Here is a 13,511-nt window from a genome sequence, read left to right on the forward strand (position 1 = left end):
AGGTGGCCTAACTTAAATAAAAAAGTCTCCGACAAACCCGGTACGGTTCAATGCTTGAAAATCAACCCAAGCTGACTCCAACTATGCAGCAGCTAGAGGATGAACTGGCACGGGCAGAGGTAGTTAAACCTCAAGATGTTCCTGCCAATATCGTTACCATGCATGCACGCGCCTTGGTCACAATTGCTAACCAGACTAAAGAAATTACGCTGGTCTATCCGCATGAGTTCAGGGGTGAGCCGGGACAGCTGAATATTGTAGCGCCTGTCGGTGCCGCGATCCTTGGGCTGGCGGAAGGGGAAACCATTGAATGGCCGCAGCCAGACGGTGAAATGATGAAAGTCAAAATAGAAAAGGTACTGTATCAGCCAGAACGTGAAGGGGACTATTTATAAAGTCGTTCTGATCTCTTGCATAATAGAAAAGCCTCATATCAGTGGGGCTTTTTTATTTGGCTTTGGTATTTTGTAATTTTTTTAAGATAACTAAAGCTTAAATCCAACAATATCTTTAACTTATATAAAAAATTCTATGCCTTAAAGGCTTTCCTTTGCAAAATGCTACATGTTATGTTGAAGGAAACCACGTACTATAAAAATCGGTTCAACTGAGTTTAAAGGGCTATGTCACAGATAGATGTTTTGATCCGGATCCAGGATATTACAGCAGATCCGAGTGAGATTTTAAGCATCAAGCGTAATGAGCTTGTCCCTTTGCTCAGTGATCAGTACAGGTTGAATCATTATGCCGATCAGTTGATTCAGGCCCAGGCAGTCCTGTTAAATGGGGTTGATCCGCAACTGACCCAACAGCTCAGCCAGACCATTGAAAAAATTATTCAGGCGCTGGCAAATTCCAGAAAATATTTGAAACAGCGCAAGTTTAATGCCTTGCAAAAATGGCTAGGAATTGATCTGGATTATGGCTCCAGTCAGGTTGAGTATTATAAAAATCTGGATCGCTTGCTGGATCAGGCCAGTCATCTCAGCCGTAAACTACAGATTGAAATCCAGAAATCCCAGTCACGATTTCAACAGCTTACAGGTTTACGTGAACAGATGGCTAAACATATTCTGGCCGCAGAAGAATTTCTGCAGGAATATCCACAGTTTGTGAAAAACCAGCATCCGCTGGATAATTTCTCAGAACGTTTATCCAAGAAAATCCATACCTTAAAAACCCTGCAAGCCAGTAATGATATTGCCATTACCCAGATGCAACTGTCCCAACAGCTTTCCTTTAGCCTGCTGGACCGGTTTAAGGAAGCACAGCAGGTATTGATTCCGGCCTGGCAATATCATGTCAAACAAAGCAACAGTAAACACTCGACAAGTGATCTGGAAAAACTTGATAATAGTCGGGAAAATCTGATTAAAACGTTAAGAAAATCGCTCGAAAAACCCTCGAAAATATAACAAGATAAGGTGAACTATGACCAATCCTGATACTGTGAATCTGCCTGTCAAAAAAGACAATGAAATTGCTGAACAGAAATTTCAGCAAATGGACCTGAAAGAACTGGGTTTACAGCCTGAGGATTTTCAGGAAGTACTGGCAGTGCGCAAGGAATTACAGGAAATGAGCCATAACGCTGTTGCAGAATACGGCAAGAATATTGCCAGCAAGACTGCGACCTATACTGATGAACTGCTCAATCTGGTTCAAAACCGGGATCTGGATACAACAGGCCAGAAACTGAATCAGGTGGTTCAGGTGGCACAGCAGCTGAATGCTTCCAGTATTCTGAGCAAAAATAAAACCTCAGGTTTCTTGGGTAATCTGCTTAATAAATTCAAAGGTGCCAAACAGAATTTTGATACTCATTTTAATACCACCAAAGAACAGATTGATGTACTGGTTAAAGAAATTGAGACTTCACAATCTGGCTTGAAAGCACGTGTATCGACTTTAGATAAAATGTTCGATGGTGTGCAGGATGAATATAAGCAGCTGGGCATTCATATTGCTGCAGGGCGCATCCGTGAACATGAATTACAGCAGGATATTGCTGCATTGACAGCATTACCACAAGATCAGACCACTACCCAGAAAATTTATGACCTGAATCATCTGGCCAATAATCTGGAAAAACGTATCAGTGATTTGCAGGTATTACAGCAATCCGCGATGCAGACCTTGCCCATGATTCGCATTATTCAATCTAATAATCTGATGCTGGTCGACAAATTCTATGCGATTAAAAACATTACCTTGCCGGCCTGGAAGAACCAGATCAGCCTGGCGATTTCCCTGCATGAACAAAAGAACAGTGTCCAGCTTGCCAATAGTATTGATGATGCGACCAATGAGCTGTTACGTCGCAATGCTGACCTGCTGCATCAGAACTCTGTCGACACGGCTCGTGCCAACCAGCGTTCAGTCATTGACATAGAAACACTTGAACATGTCCAAAATACCCTTATTAATACAGTAAATGATGTGATTCAGATTCAGAAAGAAGGCATGCAGAAACGTACTGAAGCGACAGCACGTTTAAAAGCCTTGCAGGATAATCTGAATTATCTGGTCATTGAATCAAGTACAGACAGGGCGGAATAATATTGGGCACCTGTCCCCGGATTTATTAGAGGAGTCAGGTTTGCCACCATTAGATGAGTATGCTGTAAATCCTCGTGAGATTGAGCAGGGTGTCGTTGCACTGAAAAAGCGTCAGAACCGCCTGACTTTACTTAGTGTCACGACGGCCACCGTTGGTATTGCATCCTTAATTGGCCTGTTTCTGCATCAGGAACTGGTCTATGGATTTTTCGGACTCAGTACCGAAGTGCAGCAATTGCATCTACCGGTTAGTGTTGATGCCAATTTAGCCAGTATTGGTGACAGCCCCGACTATTTCTTCAGTCTATTAAGCTGGTTTGGCTGGCTGATTCTGAAATTGTTTGCTTCTTTTATTGGTGCATTCTTTGTCGTGCACTTCCTGAAAAAAATCCGTTATTTTTATGTTCGCTTTCAGTCCTTTGTAATGAAATTTGTGGGCTGGTTGATTGCTTTTATCCTGATCTGGGGCGGACTGAGCTACTGGCAGCACGACCTGAATGGTGATCATGATGATGCATATCAAAAGGCGGTATATTACGACAGCAATATCAATGACAGTGATATTGCCCGTTATTTAGTGGATGCGGAAGATATTAAAGCACCGGTGAAGTCCTATTTGCTTGCGCAGACCGCTTTATTGCATGAACCAGCCGATTTATCAGCCGCCCGACCGCATGTACTGCGACTAATTGAGGCGGAGAAAAGCGACAATCAGTTTGATCAATATGGTTTTAAGGCAGAGCAGCTGTGGACCATGCAACAGCAGGTATACGGCAAGGCCCTGACACCGGCAGCTGAATCGGTCAGTACCCAGGTACAACAAGCCAATCAGTTGACTGATATTGTTCAGGTAGTCATCAGTATTATATTGGCCGTATCTGTAGTGATGAGTTTGATTTTCTTTGCATTGGCCAATGCCATTAAAAAACGTTCATTGCGGATTGAACAACGCTTGAACTAAATGAATAAAGCTCCAGTCATAGAGCTTTTCTTTTTATTGTTTTCCCTCGTGGGGAGTAAAGGAAATATGGTTGTTTAATGAAATAGCTATATGCCAATGTATTGAAATCATATTAAAAATTATTTAATAATCTGAAAAAACGATCATTTGTATAAAAACAAACTGTTTTACCTGTGTTTTGATTTATCCTATTATTCTTTCATCGAATAAATTATTACTCCTTTGGAGACGTTAGCAATGTTAGATCAAAATACAGCAGCCCAATTAAAAACCCTTTTAGAGCGCCTTGAAGGACCAATCGAACTGGTAGCCACTTTAGATGCTTCGGATAAATCTGCAAAAATCAAAGAACTTGTAGAAGAAATCGCTGCACTGTCTGATTTAGTGACTGCCCGTTTTGATGGTACCAACAAACGTGCACCAAGTTTTGGTGTGGCTAAAGCCGGTGAACAGCCTCGTGTGTTCTTCGCAGGCCTGCCAATGGGTCATGAGTTCACATCGCTGATTCTGGCATTGCTGCAAACTTCGGGTTATGCACCGAAAGTATCGAATGAAGCTCTTGAATCGATCAAAGGTTTAGGAATCAAGTCTGACTTTGATGTGTTTGTCTCTTTAAGCTGTCATAACTGTCCGGATGTGGTTCAGGCACTCAACCTGATTGCTATCTATAACCCGGGTACAACAGCAACCATGATCGATGGTGCTTTCTTCCAGGAAGAAGTGGAAGAACGTAAAATCATGGCTGTACCTATGGTGTTCCAGGACAATGAACACATCGGTCAGGGTCGTATGACTTTGGAAGAAATCATTGCCAAGCTGGATACGGATTCTGCTGCCAAAGATGCGGAAAAGCTGAATGCCAAAGAAGCGTTTGATGTTCTTGTGATTGGTGGTGGTCCTGCGGGAAATACCTCTGCAATCTACGCAGCGCGTAAAGGCATCAAAACCGGGATCGTGGCTGAACGTATGGGCGGTCAGGTCATGGATACCATGGACATTGAGAACTTCACTTCAGTGCAAAAGACCCAAGGTCCAAAATTTGCTGCCGAGATGGAAGCACACGTACGTGAATACGGTGTCGACATCATGAACCTGCAACGTGTATCTGACATCAAGGGTGCAGATGAAACTGCCAACGGTCTGGTTGAAGTGACTTTAGAAAATGGTGCCAAGCTTGAATCTAAAACCGTGATTCTGTCGACTGGTGCACGCTGGAGAGAGATGAATGTTCCGGGTGAGCAGGAATACAAAACCCGTGGTGTTGCCTACTGTCCACACTGTGATGGTCCATTGTTCAAAGGCAAACGTGTTGCGGTGATTGGTGGGGGGAACTCAGGTGTAGAAGCTGCAATCGACCTTGCTGGTATTGTTGAGCATGTCACCCTGGTGGAATTTGATACCAAACTTCGTGCGGATCAGGTACTTCAGGACAAGTTGAACAGCTTGCCAAACACCACGGTGATCAAGAATGCGCTTTCAACAGAAGTAGTGGGTGATGGTTCACAGGTAACTGCACTGAAATACAAAGACCGTGCGACCGATGAAGAACATACGGTTGAGCTTGCAGGGATCTTCGTTCAGATCGGTTTGTTACCGAATACGGATTTCCTGAAAGAAACCAAAGTTGAGTTAAGCAACCGCGGTGAGATTGTGATTAACGAGCGCAATGAAACCAACGTAAAAGGTGTATTTGCTGCGGGTGACTGCACCACAGTACCTTACAAGCAGATCATCATTGCTACAGGTGAAGGCGCGAAAGCATCACTGTCTGCATTTGACTACATCATCCGTTCGGGTCAGTAATAAAGGAAAGCACCTGGGTTCCCCAAAACCCAGGTGCTAGAACATCAATCGACTCTATTTCTTATTCCCTTTTTACAGGAACTCCGGACGCTAACACCAGAGTTTCTTTTTTTATATTTGCTTTCCTTCGTTTTAGATCAGTCAGAACCATCCCCAATTGCTTCTGACTGTTCCTTTCCTCTGCGCTGTTTTTGTTTTAATTTATTATTATGCCTTCCCCAAGGTTGTTCTTTAGATGAGCATAAAATATGCCATCTTTAAGATTTCATTAAGAGTTGAATAGATTCAGTCCCTTAAATTTCTCCATCAATTGTTCTTTGGTCTCCACATGCTCCGGATGGGGCACAATGCACTCAATTGGACACACGGATACACAGGTTTGATGATCATAGAAACCGACGCATTCCGTACAGCGATTGACATCGATTTCATAGATTTTGTCACCTTCATAAATGGCATCATTCGGACACTCCGGCAGACACATGTCGCAGTTGATGCATTTATCGGTAATCAAGAGTGCCATGCTTAGCCTGCCTGATAAGCGAGTGAAGATGCGGAAATATCTGCAGTCGATGTCGGCAGGTTGCGAATCAGCAGGGCATATTGCATATCAATATCTGCTGGAATCGGAATTTCGACGATATGCCCCGAACCTTTGGCATCTTCAATCAGATTGCCTTTACGGTCTTTGATTTCCGTCAAGGTGAAGGTAATGTTGCCTTTAGGCGTCATCAGCTCCAGTGAGTCACCGACTACAAAACGGTTTTTCACATCGATCTTGATGTAATCTCCATTTCGCTCTAATACTTCACCACAGAAAATTTGATGATCAAAACTGGAAGAACCATTTTCATAGTTTTGATATTCACTATGAACATGGCGACGCAGGAAGCCTTCGGTATAACCTCGATTTGCCAAACCTTCCAGTTGGGTCATCAGTGATGGGTCAAATGGCTTGCCAGCTAAAGCATCATCAATGGCTTTGCGGTAAATCTGTGCAGTACGTGCACAGTAGAAATAGGATTTAGTCCGACCTTCGATTTTTAGCGAATGCACACCGACTTTGGTTAATCGTTCTACATGCTGGACTGCACGCAAATCTTTTGAGTTCATGAAGTAAGTGCCATGTTCATCTTCTTCGGCAGCAAACATATCTTCATCGTTACGCTGAAGTAGGACCGGCTCGTCAAACTGATGTTGAGCTACTTTATGAGCTTCATCCATATCTTGGGAGCAGCAGCCTGAATCCAGATTTTTCACCGGTATTACATCACCGGTCACATCTTCTTTGGCATCCAGAACTTTGTATTCCCAGCGGCAAGCATTGGTGCAGGCACCTTGGTTGGCATCACGTTTATTCATGTAGCCAGACAACATGCAACGTCCGGAGTAGGCCATGCACAGCGCGCCATGCACGAAGACTTCAATCTCCATATCTGGTACTTGCTGTTTGATTTCTGCAATTTCTTCAATGGATAGTTCACGTGACAGAATCACACGAGTAAGCCCCATGTTTTTCCAGAACTTTACCGTTGCCCAGTTCACGGCATTGGCTTGGACAGACAGGTGAATGTCCATATGCGGGAAATGTTCACGCACCAGCATGATCAGGCCCGGATCGGACATGATCAGTGCATCTGGCTGCATCGCCACCACAGGTTCTAGGTCACGGATAAAGTTTTTCAACTTGGAGTTATGTGGCTGGATATTCACCACCACATAGAATTTTTTGCCAAGATCATGTGCTTCTTTGATGCCTATAGCCAGATTGTCATGGTCAAATTCATTGTTACGAACACGCAGGCTATAACGCGGCTGGCCGGCATAGACTGCATCTGCACCATAGGCAAAAGCATAACGCATATTTTTCAGTGAGCCAGCAGGTGAGAGAAGTTCAGTAACAGGGATGATACTCATGACGAAATCGAAAGACATATAAAAAGTACGGCTTTTATTTTATTCATTTAAAAACAAGATTCAACCAAGTAAATCACTCGGAAATCATGGTTTTTGTTGATATTTTCAACATTATCAAATAAGTAAAACTGAAATAAATATACAGACTATTGATCTTCGATTTCAGACCGTTCCAGGGTTTTCAGGATTTGACAATGGTCAACCGTAGTCGGCGTATTACAGCTATTTCTTAGCTCGGTAAGCTGAGTTTTAAAAGCTGCTAATTCTTTCATTTTATTGGTGATATCCTGTAGATGCTGGTCAATAATATTGTTGACTGCTGTACAGTTCTGCTCGGGATTTTGCTCCAGTTCGATTAAGGTCTCGATTTCCTTTAAGGACATATCCAGATCACGACAACGCTTGATAAAAATCAGTCTTTTAAGCGCTTCATCATCAAAATAACGATATTGATTATTTGCTCGAAAATTCGGCGTGATGAATCCTTTTTTCTCATAAAAACGCACCGTGTCAGTAGTTAAATGTGACTTTTTGGCGATTTCTGAAATTAGATACAAAGACATATACACCTCGGGCTTGACCTTGGAGTTACTCCATAGTTTCTAATCAATGTATCGTATTTCGTATAAAAATACATCGGAGAAGAATATGGCCTGTAGCTGTAGTCATGAACCGGCACCCATCAAGCCAAACAGCAAGTTTAGAATGGCTTTATGGATTGCCTTATGGATTAACCTCAGTATGTTTCTGGTAGAGCTGGTCGGGGGAGCCTATGCTCATTCTTCAGCTTTATGGGCCGACTCGCTAGATTTCTTTGGGGATGCAGTGAATTATGGGATTTCACTGGCTGTATTAGGCGCAAGCCTGTACTGGCGAGCCACTGTAGCCTTAATTAAAGGCCTGACTATGGCAGCCTTTGGTCTGGTGGTGATGGCTAAAGTCATCTATGCCTATCTGCTCGGTATTTCTCCTGAAGCCATCACGATGAGTATCATCGGCGCAATTGCTTTACTGGCCAATGTGATCACGGCTGTGATTCTTTATGCTTTCCGTGATGGAGACTCAAACATGAAGTCTGTGTGGCTGTGTAGCCGAAATGATGCAATTGGCAACGTAGCAGTTATTTTTGCGGCCATTGGTGTATTTGGAACCGGTAGTCTATGGCCCGATATGATTGTGGCGGTGATTATGGCCAGTCTGGGACTAACTGCAGGATATCAGGTGGTGAAGCAGGCATTACAAGAACGTCGTACAACTGCATGATAAAAATTAATGCTAAATAAAAAAACCGGGCAATTTGCCCGGTTTTTTAGATTCAAGGAATCTTATTTTTCAACGAACGCACGTTCAATTACATAATCGCCTAGAACACCCATACGTGGAGATTCTTTCAGACCATGTTGGTCAAGAAGCGCAGCAACGTCATCAAGGAAGGCTGGGCTACCGCATAACATCGCGCGGTCAGTTTCAGGGTTAAAACGTGGCAGGCCGATTTTTTCAAACAGTTCACCAGTTTCAATTGCAGTCGTTACACGGCCTTGATTTGGATATTCTTCACGAGTTACCGTCGGGTAATATACCAATTTTTCTTTAGCGCCCAATTCTGAGAAGAACTCATGATTTGGAATTTCGTTCAGAATCAGATCTTGATAAGCCAGTTCTGAAATGAAACGTGTACCATGAACCACGATAATTTTCTCAAAACGTTCATAAGTTTCAGGATCACGAATAGTTGACAGGAAAGGTGCAAGACCAGTACCTGAAGATAACAAGTACAGATTCTTACCAGGATTCAGGTCATCCAGAACCAGTGTACCTGTCGGTTTTTTAGAAACCAGGATTTCATCGCCAACTTTTACTTTTTGCAAAATAGAAGTCAGTGGACCATCTGGAACTTTAATCGAGAAGAATTCCAGTTCTTCTTCATAGTTTGCACTTGCAATTGAATATGCACGCATTAAAGGCTTACCATTGACCTCAAGGCCGATCATCACAAACTGACCGTTTTTAAAACGTAATGCAGTATCACGAGTCGTTTTAAAAGAGAATAATGTGTCATTCCAATGGTGGACGTGAGTAATCTTTTCGACGTTAAAAGCAGCCATTAAAGGTCTCAATAAGTTATCAAATTAGAACAGGTTGCTATTCTAAACCAAATTCATTCTCGATAAACTGAATATATTTAATTGAGCTTATCAAAAAAAGTGATGATGATTGAACTGACTATACCTGTAATCGGTATAATGAAATCTCCCTATAAAGAGAAATTTGGTATTCCACGTCAGCCTAATCTGGTGGAAGTGGAATCCTATATTGAAATGCAGGGGCCTTATAATGATCTGCTGGCTTTTGAGGGAATTGAGGAGTTTAGCCATTTATGGCTGCTCTGGCAGTTCCATGACAATAAAAATCAGGAAAACAGCAAGTTTCGTCCACAGGTACGTCCACCACGTTTAGGTGGCAACCAGAAAATAGGGGTGTTCGCGACACGTAGTATGTATCGTCCTTCGTCGATTGGTTTATCCGTGGTCAAACTGAAAGAGGTGAAAAAAGTTGGCAAAACAGTCCGTGTTTATGTGACGGGCAGTGATCTTTTAGATGGTACTCCGATTGTCGATATTAAACCTTATATTCACTATTCCGACGCTGTGACAGAAGCGCAGAGCGGTTATGCTCAGGAGGAGCCACAACGTAAAACCGTTATTTGGAGTGATGAAGCAGAGCAGCAAAAGCAGCAATTGCTAGAAAATGGAAAAATTTCTGTACAGACCATTCAGGAACTTGAACAGGTTTTATCCCTTGATCCACGTCCAGCCTATCAGGAGGATCCGGAGCGAATTTATGGTATACGCTTTGCAGATTTCAATATCAAATTTATTGTAAATGAAACTTCTGTCCTGATTGTAGAGATTGAGTGATGGCTAAAGGACCAGGGTACTTATACTTTCTGCTCAAATCATTCTAAAGTTTTAGCGTCCACCACAAAATTCCGATCAAAACTGCCATATGTAGAATCTGTACAGGGACAAAATACATCGCATATTTGAATCCGCCTGACAGGCCGGAATTTACAGATTTTGCTAAAGCATGGGCTGCAAGGCCTATGAGCAGTGCCTGAATCAGCCGGGTATTGCTCGGGTCACCCTGAATGACCACGCTGGCCATGGCTGCATGAATCTCGAATAGTGAAGCCAGCAGGGTCCCTGCCAGCAAGCCGGCATCGCCGAGTAAGAGCTCCAGCCCATAAATCGCAGCCTGAATCAGCGTCAAGGTGACTGCAATGATGACCGCCTCTTTCAGGCTAAACATCCGGCTATCTTCTTCTTTTTCACAATTTTCTGGCGGTTTAGCTTTACGCAGCAATAGAAATGCACAGGCAGCCAGAATGGCCATTGCCACCAGGGAAGGAAGCAAAATAATTTTAAGCCAGCTAAAAGATACGCCTCCGACCACAATGAACAGCAGTACTAAAGTCGAGATACAGGACATGAGTGCGGCACCCGCATTGGATCGGGCATCCATCTCACCTTTACGGACCTGTAGACCCAACTGGGCCACTGTGGCTGTGCTGGAAACAAAACCAGAGGCAATCGAAGAAAGCATCAGAGCATTTTTTGTAGAAAGTAAGCGTTTGGCAATATGTGCTAGCGCCTGTACCACCAAAATTAAAGTTAAGAGTTTCAGAGTCAGGTAGGGATTAAGCACCTTGCCCCATAGCGGTGTATCGGGTGTCAAAGGTAAACCAATCAAGACCAATGCCAGTAACAGTAAACCATCCCGGAATTCAGCTTCAGTAATCCATTTTCCAGCAATATTATGCATGGAATGTTTGGCCATCAGAATGACGGTAATGAGTACTGCAAGTCCGGCAGCCAGCGGAATATTCCACAGACAGATTGCCCCAATAAAATAGGCCATCACAAAAGCAAGTTCGGTGGTAATTCCAGGATCATCCGGCTGATTTCGGATAGAGGAAATGACCATGCCACCAATAATCAGTGCACCCACCAGGCCAGTGATTATTCCGAATAAAAAACAGATAGCTCCCAACAGGGCGCAGATAGCAAAAGAACGTAAGCCGGCAAAGCTTGGCTGTTGCTCCCGCTGTTTATGCCGTTCTCGTTCCAGGCCTATCAATAAGCCACAGCCCAATGCGGAAGTCAGGATAGTGAGCAGTTCCTGAAAGGAGCTGTCATTCATGGGCACTGCGCTAAAATCCATATCCGGCCTCAGCTATGAATAAGTAATTATTTTCAAAGGTATCTCTAAAATATAGGCCATAAGCTAGAGGATGAACAAGAGAGAAATGTGAGAGATAAGATAGGGGTGAAAAGATTGGTAACTCTAAAGATTGGCACCAGCTAGCAGAAACAGCCAGAAGACACAGCAGGAGAATGCGAAAAATAGCAAAAACTTGTTATAGTGAAGGCATGTTTAGGGGCCTAGAACAATGAAATTTGACTTTGAAATTGATACCGCGTGGTGTCTGGAGCAACTTTTTAAAGACGGTAAGATCAGTGATAGAGACCGTATGCTGGTACAGACGACGCATCGTCAGCGTGAACAGCTGAAATGGCATCCTTTACAGTGGATTGCCAATTTTAATCTGGTCGACCGCTCTCATCCCCAAAGTACACTTACCCTAAACCGTTTATGTCAGTGGCTGTCAGAAAAAACAAATCTGCCATTTTATATTATTGATCCTTTAAAAGCCGATGTTCAGGCACTTACCGCAGTAATGTCGCAGGAATACGCACTCCGTAACCGTATTCTCGCCGTTGAAATCCAGCCAGACAAAATTCTAATTGCTACCGATCAGCCTTATAAAATGGAATGGGTGTCGAATCTACAGCAGAATGTTAGCCCGCGCCGTATTGAACGGGTGCTACTGAATCCGGAACAGTTGCAGCGATATATTGTCGAGTATTATCAGGTTAGTCGTGCTGTCAGTGGATCACAAAAATCCTCGGCTTATGACCGTGAAAATAAGGGTGTAGAAGCACTTCTACAGCTCGGTGATTCGCAAAATCCAGATGCCAATGACCAGCATATTGTTAAACTGGTGGACTGGGTATTGCAGTTTGCCTTTGAACAGGGTGCCAGTGATATTCATATGGAACCACGCAAAGATACCGGGAAAATCCGTTTCCGTATTGATGGCGTGCTGCATACCATTTATAAAATGCCAGCCAATACGCTTACTGCAGTGATTTCACGTATTAAAATTCTGGGCCGGATGAATGTGGCAGAAAAGCGCAAGCCGCAGGATGGCCGTCTAAAAACCCGTACGCCTAAAGGGCAGGAAACGGAACTGCGTTTATCGACCTTACCCACCGCTTTTGGTGAAAAACTGGTAATGCGTATTTTCGATCCGGAGGTATTGGTACGCAGCTTCCAGCAACTGGGTTTTGAAGGGCATTTGCTGAATGAATGGAACACGCTGACCAGTCATAGTCATGGCATCATTCTGGTGACTGGACCTACAGGCTCGGGTAAAACGACTACGCTGTATTCAACTTTAAAGCAGCTGGCGACCGAAGAGGTCAATGTCTGTACCATTGAAGATCCGATCGAGATGCTGGAGCCAAGCTTTAACCAGATGCAGGTGAATACCGGGATTGATCTGGGTTTTGCCGATGGTGTACGGGCATTAATGCGTCAGGATCCAGATATCATCATGGTCGGTGAGATTCGTGATCAGGATACTGCCAATATGGCAATTCAGGCTGCCTTGACAGGTCACCTGGTTTTATCCACGTTACATACCAATGACGCACCGTCGAGTTTAACCCGTCTGCATGATCTGGGTGTACAACCGTTCCTGACTGCTGCAACGATTCTCGGTGTATTGGCTCAGCGTCTGGTGCGTAAGTTGTGTCCACACTGCAAAGCAGAAGGCTTTATGGATGAGCAGGAATGGCAGCATTTAGCAGCAGATTATCCATTGGCCCGTCCAGAATTTGTGTTCCGTCCAGTAGGTTGTGAGGAGTGTCGTCATACGGGTTATAAAGGGCGTATAGGGATCTATGAGTTTATGCCACTGAGTTTGGCAACCAAACAGCTGATTGGCGCAGATGCCAACTTGAACCAGTTACGTGCTCAGGCGAAAAAAGAAGGTGTAGAGCCACTTAGAATTGCGGGTGCACGAAAAGTCATTGAAGGTGTCACCACGCTAGAGGAAGTACTACGTGTAGTGCCATTGAATTAACTTTTAAAACCCATTTTTGAAAATAAAGTTTTCTTAAGATTCAATTCATCTTCAGCTGTTTTA

Annotated in this window: 13 protein-coding genes; 8 read left to right on the forward strand and 5 right to left on the reverse strand. The window is 43.6% G+C overall.

Annotated elements, in window-relative coordinates; all coding sequences use genetic code 11:
* The first annotated feature begins 50 nt into the window (after positions 1-50).
* From C8322_RS04530 to ahpF, 5 genes are all read left to right on the forward strand, one after another.
* Positions 51-395 (forward strand): GreA/GreB family elongation factor, encoded by a 345-nt coding sequence (locus C8322_RS04530; RefSeq protein WP_228156488.1) that lies wholly within the window; start codon positions 51-53, stop codon positions 393-395.
* A gap of 228 nt (positions 396-623) precedes the next feature.
* Complete coding sequence (locus tag C8322_RS04535; protein WP_004815331.1) at positions 624-1,415, forward strand: hypothetical protein; 792 nt, start codon at positions 624-626, stop codon at positions 1,413-1,415.
* Positions 1,416-1,431: 16 nt separating this feature from the next.
* Entirely contained in the window at positions 1,432-2,559 is a 1,128-nt protein-coding gene (locus tag C8322_RS04540) for a toxic anion resistance protein (RefSeq protein WP_004815333.1), read from the forward strand.
* Positions 2,560-2,599: 40 nt separating this feature from the next.
* Positions 2,600-3,520, forward strand: coding sequence for a hypothetical protein (locus C8322_RS04545; protein ID WP_004815335.1), 921 nt, complete (start codon positions 2,600-2,602; stop codon positions 3,518-3,520).
* Positions 3,521-3,757: 237 nt separating this feature from the next.
* Positions 3,758-5,323: an alkyl hydroperoxide reductase subunit F gene (gene ahpF, locus C8322_RS04550; protein WP_004815337.1), complete on the forward strand. Its 1,566-nt coding sequence runs from the start codon at positions 3,758-3,760 to the stop codon at positions 5,321-5,323.
* Positions 5,324-5,591: 268 nt separating this feature from the next.
* Here the strand turns inward: ahpF and C8322_RS04555 are convergent, their stop codons facing one another.
* From C8322_RS04555 to C8322_RS04565, 3 genes are all read right to left on the reverse strand, one after another.
* The gene (locus C8322_RS04555; RefSeq protein ID WP_004815339.1) at positions 5,592-5,846 is read right to left on the reverse strand and encodes a YfhL family 4Fe-4S dicluster ferredoxin; all 255 of its coding nucleotides are present in this window, start codon (positions 5,844-5,846) and stop codon (positions 5,592-5,594) included.
* 2 nt (positions 5,847-5,848) lie between these two features.
* Entirely contained in the window at positions 5,849-7,258 is a 1,410-nt protein-coding gene (yegQ, locus tag C8322_RS04560; RefSeq protein WP_004815341.1) for a tRNA 5-hydroxyuridine modification protein YegQ, read from the reverse strand.
* A gap of 128 nt (positions 7,259-7,386) precedes the next feature.
* Positions 7,387-7,803 (reverse strand): Cd(II)/Pb(II)-responsive transcriptional regulator, encoded by a 417-nt coding sequence (locus tag C8322_RS04565; RefSeq protein WP_004815344.1) that lies wholly within the window; start codon positions 7,801-7,803, stop codon positions 7,387-7,389.
* 85 nt (positions 7,804-7,888) lie between these two features.
* Between C8322_RS04565 and C8322_RS04570 the strand changes: the two genes are divergently transcribed.
* Positions 7,889-8,503 carry a cation transporter gene (locus C8322_RS04570; protein ID WP_004815345.1) on the forward strand — a complete coding sequence of 205 codons (615 nt, stop codon included), beginning with the start codon at positions 7,889-7,891 and terminating at the stop codon, positions 8,501-8,503.
* 62 nt (positions 8,504-8,565) lie between these two features.
* On the opposite strand, the gene C8322_RS04575 is transcribed toward C8322_RS04570, so the two are convergent.
* Positions 8,566-9,345: a ferredoxin--NADP reductase gene (locus tag C8322_RS04575; protein ID WP_004815348.1), complete on the reverse strand. Its 780-nt coding sequence runs from the start codon at positions 9,343-9,345 to the stop codon at positions 8,566-8,568.
* A gap of 105 nt (positions 9,346-9,450) precedes the next feature.
* On the opposite strand from C8322_RS04575, the gene tsaA reads away from it, so the two are divergent.
* Entirely contained in the window at positions 9,451-10,158 is a 708-nt protein-coding gene (gene tsaA / locus C8322_RS04580; protein ID WP_004815350.1) for a tRNA (N6-threonylcarbamoyladenosine(37)-N6)-methyltransferase TrmO, read from the forward strand.
* A 43-nt stretch (positions 10,159-10,201) separates the two neighbouring features.
* Here tsaA and C8322_RS04585 read toward each other — a convergent pair whose 3' ends face one another.
* The gene (locus C8322_RS04585; protein WP_004815353.1) at positions 10,202-11,461 is read right to left on the reverse strand and encodes an MgtC/SapB family protein; all 1,260 of its coding nucleotides are present in this window, start codon (positions 11,459-11,461) and stop codon (positions 10,202-10,204) included.
* A gap of 229 nt (positions 11,462-11,690) precedes the next feature.
* On the opposite strand from C8322_RS04585, the gene C8322_RS04590 reads away from it, so the two are divergent.
* The gene (locus tag C8322_RS04590) at positions 11,691-13,448 is read left to right on the forward strand and encodes a GspE/PulE family protein (protein WP_004815355.1); all 1,758 of its coding nucleotides are present in this window, start codon (positions 11,691-11,693) and stop codon (positions 13,446-13,448) included.
* The last annotated feature ends 63 nt before the right edge of the window (positions 13,449-13,511 follow it).

Origin of the sequence: Acinetobacter sp. SM1B (assembly GCF_003289665.1) — a bacterium.
GTDB classification, from domain to species: domain Bacteria; phylum Pseudomonadota; class Gammaproteobacteria; order Pseudomonadales; family Moraxellaceae; genus Acinetobacter; species Acinetobacter schindleri.

Coding starts and splice junctions, on each gene's coding strand:
- C8322_RS04530 (WP_228156488.1), top strand. CDS start 51: ATGCTTGAAAATCAACCCAAGCTGACTCCAACTATGCAGCAGCTAGAG.
- C8322_RS04535 (WP_004815331.1), top strand. CDS start 624: ATGTCACAGATAGATGTTTTGATCCGGATCCAGGATATTACAGCAGAT.
- C8322_RS04540 (WP_004815333.1), top strand. CDS start 1,432: ATGACCAATCCTGATACTGTGAATCTGCCTGTCAAAAAAGACAATGAA.
- ahpF (WP_004815337.1), top strand. CDS start 3,758: ATGTTAGATCAAAATACAGCAGCCCAATTAAAAACCCTTTTAGAGCGC.
- C8322_RS04555 (WP_004815339.1), bottom strand. CDS start 5,846: ATGGCACTCTTGATTACCGATAAATGCATCAACTGCGACATGTGTCTG.
- yegQ (WP_004815341.1), bottom strand. CDS start 7,258: ATGTCTTTCGATTTCGTCATGAGTATCATCCCTGTTACTGAACTTCTC.
- C8322_RS04565 (WP_004815344.1), bottom strand. CDS start 7,803: ATGTCTTTGTATCTAATTTCAGAAATCGCCAAAAAGTCACATTTAACT.
- C8322_RS04570 (WP_004815345.1), top strand. CDS start 7,889: ATGGCCTGTAGCTGTAGTCATGAACCGGCACCCATCAAGCCAAACAGC.
- C8322_RS04575 (WP_004815348.1), bottom strand. CDS start 9,345: ATGGCTGCTTTTAACGTCGAAAAGATTACTCACGTCCACCATTGGAAT.
- tsaA (WP_004815350.1), top strand. CDS start 9,451: ATGATTGAACTGACTATACCTGTAATCGGTATAATGAAATCTCCCTAT.
- C8322_RS04585 (WP_004815353.1), bottom strand. CDS start 11,461: ATGGATTTTAGCGCAGTGCCCATGAATGACAGCTCCTTTCAGGAACTG.
- C8322_RS04590 (WP_004815355.1), top strand. CDS start 11,691: ATGAAATTTGACTTTGAAATTGATACCGCGTGGTGTCTGGAGCAACTT.